Origin of the sequence: Borreliella californiensis, assembly GCF_014205885.1 — a bacterium.
GTDB lineage: Bacteria > Spirochaetota > Spirochaetia > Borreliales > Borreliaceae > Borreliella > Borreliella californiensis.
In genome coordinates this window covers 246849-263832 of record NZ_JACHFB010000002.1, presented here as the reverse complement: position 1 = coordinate 263832, position 16984 = coordinate 246849, and the positions used below count along the sequence as shown (strand labels likewise).

The following is a 16984-nucleotide window of genomic DNA, read 5'->3' as shown; positions in this document are numbered from 1 at the left end:
TCAAGTGTTGTAAATATTTATTTTTTAAATCAAATCATCTTTTAAAGACACAACAAAATTCTTGTGAATCCAGCCTTGAAGTCCATAACTTGTTTCAATAAGAACAAAATCGTCTTTGCTGTCAAGAATATAAACACTTGCATTTCCTTTTAAAAATCTCCAACTCCTTGAAAAATTGTCAGGAACTTTATAAAGAGAGACTAAATCACCTTTAATTATTCCTACCTCAGATTGTTGATCAGAATAAAAATAATATGTTTCAAATATAGTAAAACAAACCGCGGAAAAAAGCAAAAATATAACTATTTTTTTTAAATTTTTTGCCAAAAATCTATAAGAAATAGATACTACTAAAAAATTGATCAAAAACAAGCTAATAATAAAAAAAATGTTAGAAAAAATAAAACTATTGTTACGAACATTATCTGTAACTCCATTTTTAGCTTCAATCAAATCAATAACCTTGTAAGAGGTCTCATTATTCGGAGAAGCCAAAAATGCCTTATAAGCTGAATAAATAGCATCAAAATCTCTATCCATTTTACTTAAAACAAGAGCTCTATTTAACCAAAGTCCTGAATAATTTGGATATTTTTTAAGAATATTGTCAATCTTGATAAGTGCAGCATCATAATTTTCAGTATTATAGCTTTCAATCAAATCATTTATATTTTTCTCCGACAATAAGCCATCATTTACAGCATTTAAACTAATGCCAACAGCCAATATTAAAATAACCAGTCCAAAACTTGATGCTGCAAAAAATTTTTTATAGTTAATCAAAATAACTAAAGATAATAAAAATCCTGGAATCAAAAGTAAATAATAGTATGAAACAAAAAATAAAAAAGTTTTATTTTTGTAATTCAAAATATCAGCATAAGATAATAGTTTAAAATCAGAATCTAAATTATTTTGTATTTTGTTTATACTGTTAAACTCTCCCGAATACTCATACTTTAATTTTTTTCCTTTAAGAGTATAAACTGTATCATTATCGGGATTTAAATAATTAAAATCACCAATATTTAAAAATACACTACCCTTAGTGTCAGGCTTAACTGTATAAATTTGAGAAATACTACCTTTGTATCCACTTTTAGAAGGTTTAAAACTATAATTTTTCTTTTTATTAAGAATTTTAGAATTATAAGTTTCAATCTCTGGAAAGTAAAAATGTGGAAAATTCCCTTGACCTGTAATTTTTATTAAAATAGTAAATATATCTTGCTCAATTGTCGAATAAGTTGGAGTCTCATAATCAATTCTAAAAGTTCCTACTGCTAAAGATTTAACTTCTCCAGGAATCGGTTTGACTTTTAATAAAAGCTCTGGAGCATTCCTAACAAGGCCAGAATCAATATTAAAAGAAAAACTAGGAATCAAAACACTTTTTGAACCTTTAAGAGGAGTTAGCACAAAGTTATAAAAAGGTACATCTAAAATTTCTTTATTATGAAAAGTTCTATATTTAATATCCCCAAATATAGGCATCTTTTCAACCATTGCATCCTTAATAGCAGGCAAAAATCCAGACATTTCATTAGAATTGCTATCTGAAAGCCAATTTGAACGCAAAACAAGCCCAATACTTTGATATTCATAAACCTCTTTTTTATCAAGATCCCAATATAAATCAACTGGCAAACCAAAAGAATTTATTTCATCAGCTCTTAAAACACTAACTTCAACTTCTGAAGATAGATAAAAATCACCCTTATAAATTACTTTTAATGGAGGAATCTTAATAAATCCCAAACTCTCAAAAAGATATTCAACTTTGATCTCAATAAAATAAAAGTTATTATCCGTTGTCCTAGATATTGATAAAACATTAGAATTGGATTGAACTTCTTTGTTTATTTCAACTTTTAGCAAACTTATGTCAATATCTTGCAAAGGATTATTAAGCCTTACAATCTGAATAAATTTATCGCCCTTTAAAACTTTAATATTTTTAACAAAATCAATACCCGTAAGCGAATAAAGTCTTGCGATTGAAAAAAAATAAATAAAAAATATTACCAATCTTCTTTTGGAACAACTAAATTCTCGTCTATTTTTCTCAACCATACAACCCTCTCAAGATTTTCAATATACCTTAAAAAATTTTCATTACTTTCAACAAAATTTTTACTTTTTTCTACACTTAAAGAATTCAAACTATCACGCACCGTTCGTTTTTTTATTATTGCAAGCTCAAGATTATATTTAGCATTATAACTACCAGGATTAATCTTTAGGGCTTCCTTAAAAGCCATCTCGGCCTTATGATAAAGTCCTTGATTATAGTATATTATCCCCTCGTTATAATTGACATTAAAATTTAAAAAAACATCATTGATCTTCTTTGCATAAGAGAATATTCTAAGAGAACTTTCATACTCACCTAAAGAATAATATACAACACCAAGGTTGTAATATCCCCAAGCAGAATATTTTTTATCCTCTACAAGATTATAATAATTTGAAATTGCATTTTGATAATTTCCTCTAACATATTCGTAATTGCCAATAGCCATTAAAGACATAGACTTAACATTTGAACAAGACAAAAAACCTAAACACAAAAAGCAATAATATAAAATCGCTAAAAAGTTTCGTCCCACTTTATCATCCTGACAAATAAATACATAAAAATAAACAACAATGAAATAACCAAAAAAATTTTATATCTTGATACATCAACAAGTATAATGTCGTTTGACGTTCTTCTTATTATACCATTTCTTATATCATTGACAACAAAGTTAATCCCTTTTAAATACAAGTTATAATATGATCCCTTAAGAGAAGAGGCAAGAAGAAGTAAATTTTCTTCATTTAATCCAGTTTTAACAAGATTCCCATTTTTATCTTTAATACTTAAATTTTGATTAAATAAAACGGGATTACTCACGCCAATCCCAACCACAAAACTTTCCAACTTTAAATTATTTACAAATTTAGAAAACCTATAATAATTATTTTCCCCCCAATCATCACCATCTGTTAAAATAACTAAAAAATTATAATAAGAGTCATCCTGCACATTAGAGATTACACTAAAAACAGCATCTCCTAAAAAACTACCCGGAGAACTTATTAAATCAGGCTCTATATAATTTAACATCTTGTTTAAACTGTTTTTATCCTTAGAAAAAGGTAAAACCAATATAGACTTGCCTTTAAATATAGTAAGAGAATACTCTGCATTCTCAAAATTACTTAAAATTAAACTAATCATATTTTTAGCACTCTCAAGCCTATTAATAATTTTACCTTCATCTACACTTAACATGCTACGAGAAATATCAAAAATAAAAGAAATTCTTAATTTACTTCTCTCATCCTCAACAGCTCTTTGTCCCCAAGAAATATCCAAAATGGATAAAATTAAAAAAACCAAACTAAAAATAAAAAACATTGTCATGAGAACTTTTTTAATGTAGTAATTTTGAATATAGGAATTGTCTGCATACATAAAGCTTAAGGTTTTAAAAAATGGAATATTTCGTCTAAAATCAAGCACACATACAAAAAAAATAAACAATAAAATTAAAAAAAAGTATAAAGCACTATAATTATTTATACTCATAATATCTCTTTTAAGAAAATTTTTGAAAAAATAAAATACATAAGTAATAAGCAAAGCGCTAAAACTAAAAATTCTTTATAAATATCTTTATTGTCCACAGCTATTTTAATTTTTCTCTCTAAACTTTCCTTTTTTGAAAAATCTTGAATTGCAAATTGAAAAGAAAAATCATCATTAACCGAATAAAAAAGCCCCCCCGTTTTATTTGAAATCTCAACAAGCATACTAGGATCATAAACCTCTTTAAGACTTCCTTGATAAAATTTTCCAGATCTTAATTTAAACTCAACACTAAATTCCTCAGAACTTCCAATACCAATAGAATAAATCTTAACATTTAAACCTTGAGCAAGATTAATCACTTGATCTTTATAAATCTCATCTGAATTAACAACCCCATCTGTTAAAACTACTATTGATCTTTTAAGAGCCTCAGAATGCTTTAAATGAGAAAGTGCAATAGAAATACCTAACCCTAAAGCAGAGCCATTGCCAAGATCCATAATATAAATATCATCTAACTTTTTATTGAAAAATTCCCTATCTGTTGTTATAGGCACTACTACTGAAGCATCTTTTGCAAAAGCTACTAAACCAATATTATCATTTTCGCGTTGAGAAATAAAACTTCTAATCAACTCTTTTGAAAACTCAAATCTATTCTTAGAAGAAAACTCAACAGCCCCCATACTAGGCGATATGTCAAGTACAATGACAATATCAGCACCAGCACTAAGATGTATCAACTTCTTTTTTGAAACTGAAGGACCTGCTAAAGCAAACACCATAACCATTGCGGCTAAATATAAAAAAGAATAAGTAAAAAAATACATAAAATTTAATCTATAATCCTTAAGTTTTAAAGAGTTAAAATTGCCATAAAGCGATATTGGAAACTTTATCTTGCCCCCTCTATTTTTAAAAAAATGATTAAAGTAAATTATTAAAGGCAAAATGGCTAATAAAAACAAATATAAAGGCTCATTAAATGTTAACATTAGCACCTCTATTAAATTCTTCAAAATTCGATGCTGCAGTTCTTAAATCCTCTAAAACAAACGACAAGCTATCAAATACCAAATCAACACCACTAAATTTACTAAAATCAGAAAGTCTTAACGTATTAATAAAAGTTGAACGAATCTCGTAAGGAACCTTAAGATCTTGCAAAATTATAGAAATTTCTGTTGTGGTAATCGCATTAAAATCAAAACCGGTTTTTTTAGATAAATAAACTCTTAAAGAAGAATTTATTAAATTATAAAATGCACTTTGATCCCCACCTTCTCTAACGTATTTAGACAAAATAACAAACTGCCTCTGCAATACTTTGTAAGGCTTTTTAAGTCCATGCTTAACTATCAAATAAATCAAAAGTCGATTTAAAAGCTTTAAAAGCTTAATAATCAAATAAGGAATCAGAAACAAAACAAGAATGAATAAAAATAAATAGGTGCTTGTCCCAGGAATAAATAAAACGCCTTCTATATTTTTAATTTTAAAATCAGAATTATTAGATACTAGTTTATCTGTATTTACTTTTATATTCTTTAGAATAACCTTGTTTTTTTTACCATTACTAATTACATCCCCAATATAAATAGAAGGAAGAGGGCTGCTTCCAATATAAAAAGAAACAAAATTAACTATTATTTCATTTGTTGTGTCATTAAAACTAATCGAATTTACTTCAACAAATTCATCTTTAATATTAATATCTTTAAAATCTACAGGAAAAAACTCTTCACCATCATTTAAAATTAATGAAACTTTAAAATCAACAGAATCACCCACATAATAACGAGTTGGCATAAATATTTCATTTTTTATTTCATAAGAATACAAAGATAAGGTTAAAAAAAGAAAAAGATTTGAAATAGCTCTCTTCAAAATCTATTGTCCCTTTTTAAGAAGAATTTTAAGTTTTTTAAAAACATCTTCTTTAGTATCAATCTCAATAAAACTAATATTTTTTTTAATACATTCTTTTTTCCATTTTATTTTATCAAGCGTCCAATAGTTTTTATAACCACTTAATGTTGATTTACTAAACCCTGAAACTAAAAAATTTTCTCCAGTTTCAATATCTTCACAAATCAAAGTCCCAATTTTAGGAAAATTTTCATCAAAAAAATCTGAAATTCTTATAGCAATAACATTGTGTCTTTTGCTTAAAACATTTAAAGATTTAAAATAAGAATTTGCCTTAAAATCAGAAATAATTATAACTAAAGATCTTTTTTTATAATATTCTGCCGTATTTTTAAAAATATATGCCAAACTGCTACCCGGCTTAAGATTTCTATTAACAGTTTCACTTAATATCAATCCTAAATGCGAATGGCCCTTGCTAGAGGGTATAAACTTGTCTGTTCCACTTGAAAAAAAAGTAACGCCTATTTTATCATTATTAAAAAATGCCATATGTGCAAAAATAGAAACCAACAAATCCTGAACATCCTTTTTATTTATCTTGTCTCCCAAGCTCATGGAAAGTGAATTATCAACAAGAAGATGAAGATTCATTCCCCTATCTTCTTTGAAAACCTTTGAAAAAATGCTATCGGCTTTTGAGCTCACATTCCAATCAATAAATCTAGCATCATCAGAATCCTCATACGGTCTAAATTCATGAAATTCAAGACCAAGACCTTTAAAAATTGAACGATAACCACCAAAATTAAGCTCTGAAAGCATTTTCCTTGAAAAGAATTTTAAAGCTTTTATTCTAGCTTTAGTACTACTACTTATCTCATTATCTTGTATCATTTCAAAATTATTTCCTAAGGAAGGGCTACAGCAGAAAGAAGCATTCTAACAATATCATCAATGCTCATTTCCTCTACCTCTGCCTCATAAGATGGCGTAATTCTGTGCCTTAAAACACTGCAAGCAACTGCTTTGACATCTTCTGGCAGAACAAATATTCGCCCCTCATAAAGAGCATTAACACGAGCACACTTTAATAAACTAAGAGAAGCCCTAGGAGATGCCCCAAATTCAATATATTTGGCAAACGGATAAGTTTTCTTATCTCTCTCGCGAGATGCCGAAATTAAAGTAACAATATAAAGCATTATTTTATCATCAACTTTTACTCTACCAACCGTTCTCTTAATATCTGCCAAAGAATAAGCATTCATCACCTTTGCAACTTTAATATTCTCAAGACGCCCATCTACTGAAAATATTTTCAAAAGCCTTACTTCATCTTGCACTGATGGATAATGAACATTAACTTTTAATAAAAATCTATCAAGTTGAGATTCTGGCAAATTATAAGTCCCCTCTTGCTCTATTGGATTTTGAGTGGCAAGAACAAAAAACGGATCTGGAAGTCTATGCGTTTCATCTCCAAGAGTTACTTGTCTTTCTCCCATAGCTTCAAGAAGAGCAGACTGAACTTTTGCAGGAGCCCTGTTGATTTCATCTGCTAAAATAACATTTGAAAATACTGGACCCTTTCTAACTTTAAAAGTGCCTGTAGTACTTTTATAAACCATATTACCAGTAAGGTCGGATGGCAAAAGATCTGGAGTAAACTGTATGCGCTTAAATTCAAGATCAAGAACATCAGATACAGTTTGAATTGCAAGGGTCTTGGCAAGACCTGGAACCCCTTCAAGCAAAACATGCCCATCTGTTAAAAGACCCATTAAAATAGCATCAATCATTTCTTTTTGACCAAGAACTCTGCTTGCAACCTCTCTTCTAAATTTATTTATCAAATGCAGCGCATTCTCTACTTCTGAATCTATCTGAAAACTACTCTTCATAATACTCCTAGTCAAAACCACTCTAAAACATAAATTGAACTTAAACGATAATAATATTATCTGTAAAGCAAAACCAAATTTCTGTCTACTCTTAATTTTGAGTTTAAAGACTTTACTTCTATTTTACTAAATAAATCTTTAATCTGATTGACTTCAAGGTTAATTCTATCAAATTTCCCCTTATATGCCATAATCAATCCTCCACTCTTTAAAAGATTCTTTAAAATTAATGCATACTCATTCATACTTCTAAAAGCTCTAATTGTAATAAATTCATACTTCTTTTTTTCTCTTTCAATCTCATATTCTAAAATTTTTACATTTTCTAAATCAAGTTCTAATTTTATCATTTTCAAAAAAGTAGACTTTTTTTTACTTCTCTCTAAAAGATAATATTTTCTAGAAGTGTCAAAAATAGACAAAATAATACCTGGAAATCCAGCGCCACTTCCAACGTCAAGAATTTCAGAAGGATTAATCTCTTTAACAGTAGACAATCCCAAAAGAGAATCTATAACATGTAAATTAAGAATAGAGCTAAAATTGCTATTACTATTTGAAATTAAATTGAATCTGGTATTTAAAAGTAAAATTCTCTTTATATATAAACTTACTTTCTCAAGATCTTTGTAAGAAAACTGGAAATTATGTTTTGACAAAGCAAATTCAATATCGCTTATCATAAAGAAAAATTTATAACTACCTTATTTTTAGGATTTGAAAAGTATATTAACAAAACAGTAATATCTGTGCTTCTTATTCCAGGAATTCGACTTGCTTGAGCAAGAGTAGCCGGCTGAACCTTGGAAAATTTCTCTCTAGCTTCTCTTGAAAGACCTTCAATAATCTCATAATTAAAATCAAATGGTAGTTTAACAAACTCTAGATTATCAAGTTTTTTAATCAAATCTTTTTGTCTATTAATATAACCCTCATATTTAACATCTAATTCAACTTGTTCTAAAATTACTTTTGAATCGCTTAAACTTGGATCAATCTTTATAAGATTATCCAAACTAATAGAAGGATCTTTTAAAATATGATAAAAATCTTTACTAACATGTTTTTTTAATTGTTCATCAACAACATCTTTTAAACTAAGGCGCCTTTGCCTTAAAAGCTCTTTTATCTCTTCAACTCTCCTCTCTTTAAAAAGATATCTTGAATATCTCTCCTCATCAACAAGCCCAAGATCATATCCAATCTTAATTAAACGCTTGTCACTAGTATCGTGCCTTAAATTAAGTCTGTGCTCAGCTCTAGAAGTAAACATTCTGTAAGGCTCTTTAGTACCTTTGGTAACAAGATCGTCAATAAGAACTCCAATATAAGAACTAGTTCTTGTTAAAATCATTGGCTTTTTATTTTGAAGTCTAAGAGCAGCATTAATTCCAGCCATTAACCCTTGAGCTGCTGCTTCTTCATATCCTGAAGAGCCATTAGTCTGACCTGCTATAAAAAGTCCTTTGACTCTTTTACTCTCAAGATTTGGATAAAGTTCAATTGGATTTATGTAATCATATTCAACAGCATAACCAGGCCTTGTAATAACAGCATGCTCAAGACCTTCGATACTGTTAATCAATCTTTGCTGAATATCTTCAGGCAAAGATGAGCTAAGCCCATTAAGATACATTTCTTCGGTATTAAACCCTTCAGGCTCAATAAAAATTTGATGTCTATCTTTATCTTTAAATTTTACTATTTTATCTTCAATAGAAGGACAATATCTTGGACCATTGCCCACAATCTCACCAGAATAAAGAGGTGATAGGTGCATATTTTCGCTAATTATTTTGTGAGTTTTTTTATTGGTATATGTTACATAACATGAAAGTTGAGATTTGTCTAACTTGCCATTTGAAAAAGAGAAGGGAATAATATCTGAATCTCCAAATTGAACCTCCGTCTTTGAAAAATCCACACTTTTTTTATGAATTCTTGCTGGAGTACCAGTTTTAAGCCTGCCCATTTCAAATCCAAGACTAAGCAAAGTTTTATCAAGCCCATAAGCAGAAAATTCAGCAAGCCTGCCCATATCAGCTCTATACTCACCAATAAATATTTTACCTCTAAGAAACGTTCCTGTTGTAAGCACCACAACGCTTGATCTAAACTTATTGCCTCTCTCTGTAATAACACCTTCAATTTCATTCTTCATAGAATTAAGAAGAAAATCAACAACTGTATCTTGAAAAAGATCAAGATTGTCTTGACGCTCTAAAGTTTCTTTGGCCTTGGTTTGGTACATTAATTTATCAGCTTGAGCACGTGGAGCTTGAACTGCAGGACCACGACTTTTGTTTAAAACTCTAAACTGAATCATGCTAAAGTCAATAATACGACCCATTTCGCCACCAAGAGCATCAATTTCTCTAACCATATTACCCTTAGCAAGCCCACCAATAGCAGGATTACAAGAAAGCTTGCCTATTGTATCTAAATTTTGAGTAATCATTAAAGTTTTAAAATTTAACCTTGAAAGAGCAAGAGCAGCTTCAATCCCTGCATGCCCTCCTCCAATAACAATTGCATCAAAATCCATATTTATTTCCCCAAACAAAAATTCTTAAACATATTGTCAAGAACATCTTCACTACTAACTTCTCCTGTTATTTCCCCTAAATAATTGATAATCTCATAAGCATCAAATGCCAACATATCATAACTTACTTGGCGATCAATTTTACTCAGTAAATCTAAAATTAAAGCATACGCTTTCTCTAAAAGTTGCATCTGACGACTTGATGATATTATTATATCATCAATACCAATCTCGACTCTCTCATAAGAGATTAAAGCCTTCATTTTGTCATAAAGAATATCTATTCCTTCTAAATTTTTAGTACTAATCATTATTAAATTTGAAGAATTTAAAACCTTTGAACGAACAAATTCCTCAGTGGACTTATTTATCTTTAAATCTATCTTATTTAAAACGAACAATATTTTACTATTAGATTTATTTGAATCAATAAATAATAAATCATCTCTTGTTAAATTTGAACTAACATCGATCACATAAATTACTAAAGATGCTTCCTTTATTAAAGAATTACTTTTTTCAATTCCCAATCTCTCAACAAAATCATCAGCATCCCTGAGTCCTGCTGTATCAAAAAGATTAAATAAAATACCATCAAGCTCAAAACTTGCTTCAATATAATCTCTTGTAGTACCCGGATATGAAGAGACAATTGATCTATCTTTTTTAAGAAATAAATTAAATAACGAAGACTTTCCAGCATTAACAGAACCTGCTAAAACCAAAGTAACACCATGATCAATTTTTTCATAAACCTTATAAGAATTAATTAATTTTTTAAGTTCAACTTTGCTACTTAAAATTAAGTCAAAAGGAATACTAATCTCATTATCATCAACCTCATAATCAAGATAAACACTAACAGCTGAGAGAAAATTTAAAATACTTTTTTTTATTGTATCTATTTTAACAAACAAAGCTCCAGAAAGTTTATTAACTGCAAGAGAATAAGTTTTATTGGTCTTGGCAAAAATAATCTCATGGATTGCTTCTGCCTTTGTAAGATCAATTTTCTTAGCAAGAAACGCCCGCAAAGTAAATTCGCCAGGTTCAGCCATTCTAAACCCACTTTTTAAAAACAAATCTATAATCTTTTTAATCCCAATCACAGAACCATGCGCCATAACTTCAATAGCATCTTGCCCTGTAAAACTCTTTGGTGCTCGATATAGACAAACAACAACTTCATCTACCTTACAACCATTCTCATTATCTAATATATAACCGTAATGAATCGTATTCCCAGGCGCTGAATTGAGAGCTGAATGATTTGAAAAGATTTTAGAAAATTTAGATATAGAAGAAGCACCACTACTACGAATAACACATAAAGCGCTGCTTAAAAAAGGAGTTGCAAGAGCTACAATATCATCATCTCTCTCAAAAAACTTACTCATACTTTAATGTATTATAACACAACAAAAAAGACAAAATTGATTTGTAAATATGTTTATAATGGCTTATAATTAATTTTATAAAAATGAAAACAAAACTTGAAATTGAACTAAGAGAAGTCTTAAAAAAAGAACTTCTCTTAGTAGAGGAAATATATAATTCATATTTAAAAATAAAAGAAAATATTGATAATAAAAATGAAATGGGACTTAAAGAGGTTGCAAACAAAACAAAAATGTTACTTGAAAGTTTTAAAGAAATTGAAAACAAAAGAGATGAAATTTGGAAAAAATTTACCAAAAATGAAAACTTTAAGTCAACTTACGAAGCTGTAGAAAAATTGACTACAATTTACAAACAAGAAATATACGACTATCTACACAAATTGAAAATTGGAATACTGAATATCAAAAATTTAAACTACATAATACAAAACTATGTAAACATATCCCTTGACATGTTAGCAATAATATTTCAAGATGTCCAAGAAAGCGTAGAAAATATAACTTATAAAAACCCTTACGGGCCAAAAATTGGGCGCTCAAATGAAGCTTCCGTTTTAATAAATAAAAAACTTTAAAGGAGTTTAGAGTGGATTCAACATTTTCAGGAATAGAAATTGGCAAAAGAAGTTTATTTGCACATAAAGATGCTATGAATACAGTTGGACACAATTTATCCAACGCTACAAAGCCTGGATATTCAAGGCAAAGAGTAACAATGAAAACCGAAATTCCTCTTTATGCTCCACAATTAAACAGAGCCAAAAAACAAGGACAATTGGGCCAGGGAATCGTGGTTCAGTCTATAGACAGAGTAAAAGATGAACTACTTAACACAAGAATCATTGAAGAATCACACCGACTAGGATACTGGACCTCACAAGACAAGTTTATATCAACATTAGAAGATGTTTATAACGAACCTGAGGATCAATCGATAAGAAAAAGATTAAATGATTTTTGGGAAAGTTGGCACGATTTAGCAAATCAACCACAAGGTTTAGCAGAAAGAAAAATAATTCTAGAAAGAGGCAAATCTTTTTGCGAAGGAATAAGAAATAGATTCCACTCGCTTGAAAGAATTTACATAATGGCAAACGATGAAATAAAAATTACAACAGATGAGGCAAACAATTACATTAAAAACATTGCAAATCTTAATAAACAAATTTCAAAATCCCAAGCAATGAAAGACAATCCAAATGACTTAATGGATGCAAGAGATTTAATGATTGAAAAATTAGGCAATATAATAAGTATATCAATTGAAAACAAACAAGATCCCAATGAATTTTTAATACACTCAGAAGGAAGACACCTCGTACAAGGTTCAATTGCAAACGAATTCAAGCTAGAAGCTACAAACGGACCCACCAGAACTAGATGGAACATTTTATGGGCAAATAATGACAAAGCTTACCTTAAAACGGGAAAGCTGGGATCTTTGCTTAACATAAGAGATGAAGAGATTAAAAATGAAATCGGCGAACTAAATAATATGGCTGCCAACATTATAGAAATTGTTAACGAAATACATGAAGTAGGACATGGAATGGACAAAAAAAATGGAAGAAGCTTTTTTTCTCAAGAACTAAAACTAACTGATGATCGAGGCAGATATGATACTAACGGAAATGGCCAGTTTGATTCCGTTCATATTTTCAAAATTAACAGCACAAACGAAATATTTCCAGAAGAAAACCTAGGATTTTACGGAACTCTTAAATTTGAGGCTACAAATAGCAATGAAATTGTAGAAATACCCTACAATGCTCCAGATACAGTTCAAGATGTAATAAATAGAATAAACAATTCCAACGCACAAGTTACAGCAAGAATTAACTCAGAAGGCAAACTTGAAATCAAAGCAGTTAAAGAACAAGAAGATGAAAACATAACATTTAAAATCAAACATATAGAAGATTCTGGATTATTTCTAACAAAATATACGGGGATATTAAATGCATCTGGACCTGAGGGAGCTTATGATTATAAAAATATTGACACAACAGACAAATTGGCACCCGAATCAACTTATTCAATCTCACCTCTAAAAAATCCTGCAGCATGGATAAAGGTTGCAGACACAATAGACTCAGATCCTTCAAAAATAGCATCGGGAATTGAAAATCCAACAAATAAAATATCTATTGGAGATAACCAAGCAGCACTAAGAATCTCCTCTTTTGGAAATTCTCAGATTATGATTGGCAAAAATTTAACACTAAATGATTACTTTGCAAATACAGCATCAAATATAGCAATAAAAGGACAGATTTCAGAAATCACAAAAGAAAGCCAATCTCAAATATTAAAAGATTTAACAGATCTAAGAATGTCTATTTCTGGGGTAAACAAAGATGAAGAACTTGCAAACATGATCGAATTTCAACAAGCATTTATTGCAGCAAGTAAATTTATCACTGTTTCTGCTGAACTAATAGACACAATAATAAATAAAATGGGAGTATAAGCATGATAAATAGAGTAAGTCATCCATTAACATATGAAAATTTCAAAACCTCTACAGCAGAGCAAGAGTCTAAAATTACAAAACTTTTACAAAACTTGTACAAAGGTAAAAGGATTGTAAAGCTAAGAAACGACCCAACAGGCGTTACTCACGCAATAAGGCTAGATAGTGATATATTTAAGCTTAATGTATACATAAAAAATATTGGTACTTCTAAAGGCAATCTAAGGTATACGGAAGGATATTTACAATCTCTTACAAATATTTTAACACGGGCTAAAGAAATTGCAATTCAGGGAGCAAGCGGAACTTATGAGGCAGATGACAAAAAAATGATATCAAAAGAAGTAAATGCTTTACTTGAAGATGTTGTTGCAATAGCAAACGCTAAAGGACCTGATGGATACAGCATATTCTCTGGAACCAAAATTGATAGCGAGGCTTTTAAAGTGACTAGAGAGAACAAAATAAGCAAAACAAACAAAGACGGTGCGGGCCCCCAAATAATTAAAGTAGAATACAGCGGCAACCAAGCTGAAAAAAAAACAGAAGTATACAATGACATTCATATATCAAATAATTATCCTGGAAATGTAATATTTTTCTTACAAAACCAAAATATTATCTCATCAATAAACACCAATGGATTTGCCGTAAAAGAAAATACAAAAATTTATATTGACAATATTGAGATAGGACTAACAGCAGGAGATACTGCTCTTGACATTGTTGCAAAAATAAATGAATCTTCAGCGCCCGTTGAAGCAAACATTGATCCGGTCTTAAACTCATTGTCTATTAAAACTACAACCCCACACCAAATTTGGATAACAGAAGAAAAAGAATCAAATGTTTTGCAAACACTTGGAATACTTACCAAAAACAATGATACCAAACTGCCTCCTTACAACCTTTCTAGCAGTACAGAGGTTAGAAGCAGGTCTATTTTTGATGCACTTATTGAGCTTAGAGACACACTTTACAATAACAAAGAAGAGCTTGTTGGAAGCAGAAGCCTAGCAGAAATTGACGAGAGCTTAAAAAGATTGCTTATATCTGTTGCGGATCTTGGAGCAAGAGAAAATAGACTTGATAGAAGCTACGAAAGAATAAGTAAAGGGGCTGCAGATATGAAAGAAGATATGGTTCAATATACAGATCTTGATGTTACAAAAGCAATAACTAATTTAAATATGGCAAGCTTAGCTTATCAAGTATCTATAGGAATCTCTGCTAAAATAATGCAAACAACTTTATTAGATTTTATAAAATAAAATGATAGATGAAAAATGTATAGAATTTGATTTTCCCGAAGGAATACTTGGATTTGAAAACATTAAAAAATTTATAATAAAAGACTCTAAGCATAAACCTTTTTCTATTATGCAATCCATCAATAAAGAAGTAAGTTTTTTGGTAACATCTCCCTTTAATTTTTTAAGCGAATACTTGCCAAATATCCAGGAAAAAGATTGGTCGGACATTAAAGCAAAAGCAGAAGATGAAAAAGTTATACTATGCATAATTAATATGCATGTCAATGATTATAAAGACATTACGGCTAACCTAAAAGCACCAATCATAATAAACAAAAAAAAATTACTTGGAAAACAAGCTATATGCACAAATGAAAAATATTCACTACACCATAAAGTTTTCAAGGAAGAAAAATGCTAGTATTGTCAAGAAAAGTAAATGAAAGTATTAAAATAAATTCTGACATTGAGGTTTTAATATTAGAGATAAAAAAGGATACTGTTAAAATAGCAATCAAAGCTCCTGAAAACATTAAAATATTTAGATCTGAAATTTATGAATTTATTATAGAAGAAAATAAAAAATCACTACTAAAAGACAAACACAATATAAGCAAAATTAAAAGCCTATTCAATCATTATTTCAAGAATGAAAATTAACCTCCGCATCACTTTGTCTTATGTAAAGAGGCCCTGACAAAATATCATCACTTTTGCGATTTTTTAAGTATTTAGCTATCCCGAGTTCTGTCAAAATTTTTCCAAACGAACTTAAATTTTCAATGATTTTAAATTTATAATTGGATTCTTTGAAAACATTCTCAAGATTGTTCCCAATAAGCACTGAAGTTGGATCAATCTGATTCAAATATTCAAACAAATCTTCCTTAGAAAAACACAAAATCTTTCCTATCAATTCACAATTTTTATAATGCCCAAGAAAACATTTACCTGCAGTAAAAGCTAATACAATTACACTAGGACTATTTTTAACTAAATTTGCAAAAACATCTAATGTAGGAATGTTAACAAAAGGAATAGAAAGACCTAAGGCAAGGCCTTTGACAAAACTTAAACTAATTCTAAGGCCAGTAAAAGAGCCCGGTCCACAAGAATTTATTATTAATTTAATTTGATTAAGATCTATATTATTTTTAATTATAAAATTATTGAAAATTTTTGGAACACTAAAATTAAAATTTGATTTAAGCTCAACCAATGAAAAATCCTTATTATTAATTCTACAATAAACTATTAATGCTTTACATGAATATTCAAATGCAAGTGTATTAATCATTAAATTCTACAACCCTGCCTGAACCGACTATTTTAAAAGTTAAAGAAAATAATCTGTCTTTTGGAACAATGCTCAAAGCAATTTGTGGCCATTCAATAGCAATAATTGAATCAAGGTCCATAAGCATTTCTAATCCCCCAACAAGCTCAAATTCTTCTAAGGAAAACACCCGATATAAATCAATATGATAAAATTTAAAATCTATAAAATCATAAACATTAACAATGTTATAAGTTGGACTTGCAAAATAAGAAATTCCAAGGTTAAGTGCAAGTCCCTTTAAAAAACTAGTTTTTCCAGATCCCATATCACCACTTAAAACAAATATTTTACCAATTGGCAAAGGATAAAAAAAAGATTTGGAAAAATCTAACATTTTTTTTTCTGATTTAAATTCTAAAATCAAGGAAGCTTACCTTTAAACTCCAAATCAATTACACGCCTTTTAATTGCAACCATTAGCTTTAAAACAGGATAATTTAAAAGATCTATAAAATCAATGGTGACATGCTTTTCTCCTAAAGGCGTAGCCTCAATTACAAACTTGACTTTTTTTATTTCTAAAATGTCATTATACTTATAAATAACATCAGCAAAATATACATTTCTATAGTATATAAAACTCTCTTGCTTTTCAATATTATTAAGAGAAATAAGCTGCAC

General features: G+C 29.3%; 18 protein-coding genes. 5 read left to right on the top strand and 13 right to left on the bottom strand.

The window, feature by feature from the left end; translation table 11 throughout:
* Positions 1 to 24: 24 nt before the first annotated feature.
* The 10 genes from HNP67_RS03425 to mnmE are packed head-to-tail and all read right to left on the bottom strand — an operon-like array spanning position 25 to position 11295.
* Positions 25 to 2028, bottom strand: coding sequence for an SH3 domain-containing protein (locus HNP67_RS03425; RefSeq protein WP_184125270.1), 2004 nt, complete (start codon positions 2026 to 2028; stop codon positions 25 to 27).
* Positions 2022 to 2609, bottom strand: coding sequence for a tetratricopeptide repeat protein (locus tag HNP67_RS03420; RefSeq protein ID WP_184124950.1), 588 nt, complete (start codon positions 2607 to 2609; stop codon positions 2022 to 2024). Before HNP67_RS03420 ends, HNP67_RS03425 begins: the two co-directional genes overlap by 7 nt.
* On the bottom strand, positions 2591 to 3577 hold the full coding sequence (locus HNP67_RS03415) for a vWA domain-containing protein (RefSeq protein WP_184124948.1): 987 nt from the start codon (positions 3575 to 3577) through the stop codon (positions 2591 to 2593). The genes HNP67_RS03420 and HNP67_RS03415 overlap by 19 nt, the downstream gene beginning before the upstream one ends.
* Entirely contained in the window at positions 3574 to 4575 is a 1002-nt protein-coding gene (locus tag HNP67_RS03410) for a vWA domain-containing protein (RefSeq protein WP_184124946.1), read from the bottom strand. The genes HNP67_RS03415 and HNP67_RS03410 overlap by 4 nt, the downstream gene beginning before the upstream one ends.
* Entirely contained in the window at positions 4562 to 5467 is a 906-nt protein-coding gene (locus tag HNP67_RS03405) for a hypothetical protein (RefSeq protein WP_184124944.1), read from the bottom strand. The genes HNP67_RS03410 and HNP67_RS03405 overlap by 14 nt, the downstream gene beginning before the upstream one ends.
* Positions 5468 to 5470: 3 nt before the next feature.
* A complete protein-coding gene (locus tag HNP67_RS03400) occupies positions 5471 to 6346 on the bottom strand; it encodes a DUF58 domain-containing protein (protein WP_184124942.1) in 876 nt (291 codons plus the stop codon).
* 14 nt (positions 6347 to 6360) lie between these two features.
* Entirely contained in the window at positions 6361 to 7353 is a 993-nt protein-coding gene (locus HNP67_RS03395) for an AAA family ATPase (RefSeq protein WP_184124940.1), read from the bottom strand.
* A 56-nt stretch (positions 7354 to 7409) separates the two neighbouring features.
* A complete protein-coding gene (gene rsmG, locus HNP67_RS03390; protein ID WP_184124938.1) occupies positions 7410 to 8036 on the bottom strand; it encodes a 16S rRNA (guanine(527)-N(7))-methyltransferase RsmG in 627 nt (208 codons plus the stop codon).
* Positions 8033 to 9898, bottom strand: coding sequence for a tRNA uridine-5-carboxymethylaminomethyl(34) synthesis enzyme MnmG (gene mnmG / locus HNP67_RS03385; protein WP_184124936.1), 1866 nt, complete (start codon positions 9896 to 9898; stop codon positions 8033 to 8035). Before mnmG ends, rsmG begins: the two co-directional genes overlap by 4 nt.
* A gap of 2 nt (positions 9899 to 9900) precedes the next feature.
* Positions 9901 to 11295, bottom strand: coding sequence for a tRNA uridine-5-carboxymethylaminomethyl(34) synthesis GTPase MnmE (gene mnmE, locus HNP67_RS03380; RefSeq protein ID WP_184124934.1), 1395 nt, complete (start codon positions 11293 to 11295; stop codon positions 9901 to 9903).
* Positions 11296 to 11378: 83 nt separating this feature from the next.
* Here mnmE and HNP67_RS03375 point away from each other — a divergent pair, with 83 nt between their 5' ends.
* Genes HNP67_RS03375 through csrA form a run of 5 tightly spaced genes read left to right on the top strand, consistent with a single transcriptional unit; the run spans position 11379 to position 15684 of the window.
* On the top strand, positions 11379 to 11873 hold the full coding sequence (locus HNP67_RS03375) for a flagellar protein FlbF (RefSeq protein WP_184124932.1): 495 nt from the start codon (positions 11379 to 11381) through the stop codon (positions 11871 to 11873).
* Positions 11874 to 11884: 11 nt separating this feature from the next.
* Positions 11885 to 13768: a flagellar hook-associated protein FlgK gene (flgK, locus tag HNP67_RS03370; protein WP_184124930.1), complete on the top strand. Its 1884-nt coding sequence runs from the start codon at positions 11885 to 11887 to the stop codon at positions 13766 to 13768.
* A gap of 2 nt (positions 13769 to 13770) precedes the next feature.
* Positions 13771 to 15042, top strand: coding sequence for a flagellar hook-associated protein 3 (locus HNP67_RS03365; RefSeq protein WP_184124928.1), 1272 nt, complete (start codon positions 13771 to 13773; stop codon positions 15040 to 15042).
* A gap of 1 nt (position 15043) precedes the next feature.
* Positions 15044 to 15445, top strand: a complete 402-nt coding sequence (gene fliW / locus HNP67_RS03360; protein ID WP_184124926.1) for a flagellar assembly protein FliW — start codon at positions 15044 to 15046, stop codon at positions 15443 to 15445.
* Positions 15439 to 15684, top strand: a complete 246-nt coding sequence (csrA, locus tag HNP67_RS03355) for a carbon storage regulator CsrA (protein ID WP_014023437.1) — start codon at positions 15439 to 15441, stop codon at positions 15682 to 15684. The genes fliW and csrA overlap by 7 nt, the downstream gene beginning before the upstream one ends.
* Here the strand turns inward: csrA and tsaB are convergent.
* From tsaB to HNP67_RS03340, 3 genes are read right to left on the bottom strand one after another with little or no spacing between them, the layout of a single operon-like run.
* A complete protein-coding gene (gene tsaB, locus HNP67_RS03350; protein WP_184124924.1) occupies positions 15668 to 16321 on the bottom strand; it encodes a tRNA (adenosine(37)-N6)-threonylcarbamoyltransferase complex dimerization subunit type 1 TsaB in 654 nt (217 codons plus the stop codon). The genes csrA and tsaB overlap by 17 nt on opposite strands.
* On the bottom strand, positions 16314 to 16727 hold the full coding sequence (gene tsaE, locus HNP67_RS03345) for a tRNA (adenosine(37)-N6)-threonylcarbamoyltransferase complex ATPase subunit type 1 TsaE (protein WP_184124922.1): 414 nt from the start codon (positions 16725 to 16727) through the stop codon (positions 16314 to 16316). Before tsaE ends, tsaB begins: the two co-directional genes overlap by 8 nt.
* Complete coding sequence (locus HNP67_RS03340) at positions 16724 to 16984, bottom strand: hypothetical protein (RefSeq protein ID WP_002556785.1); 261 nt, start codon at positions 16982 to 16984, stop codon at positions 16724 to 16726. Before HNP67_RS03340 ends, tsaE begins: the two co-directional genes overlap by 4 nt.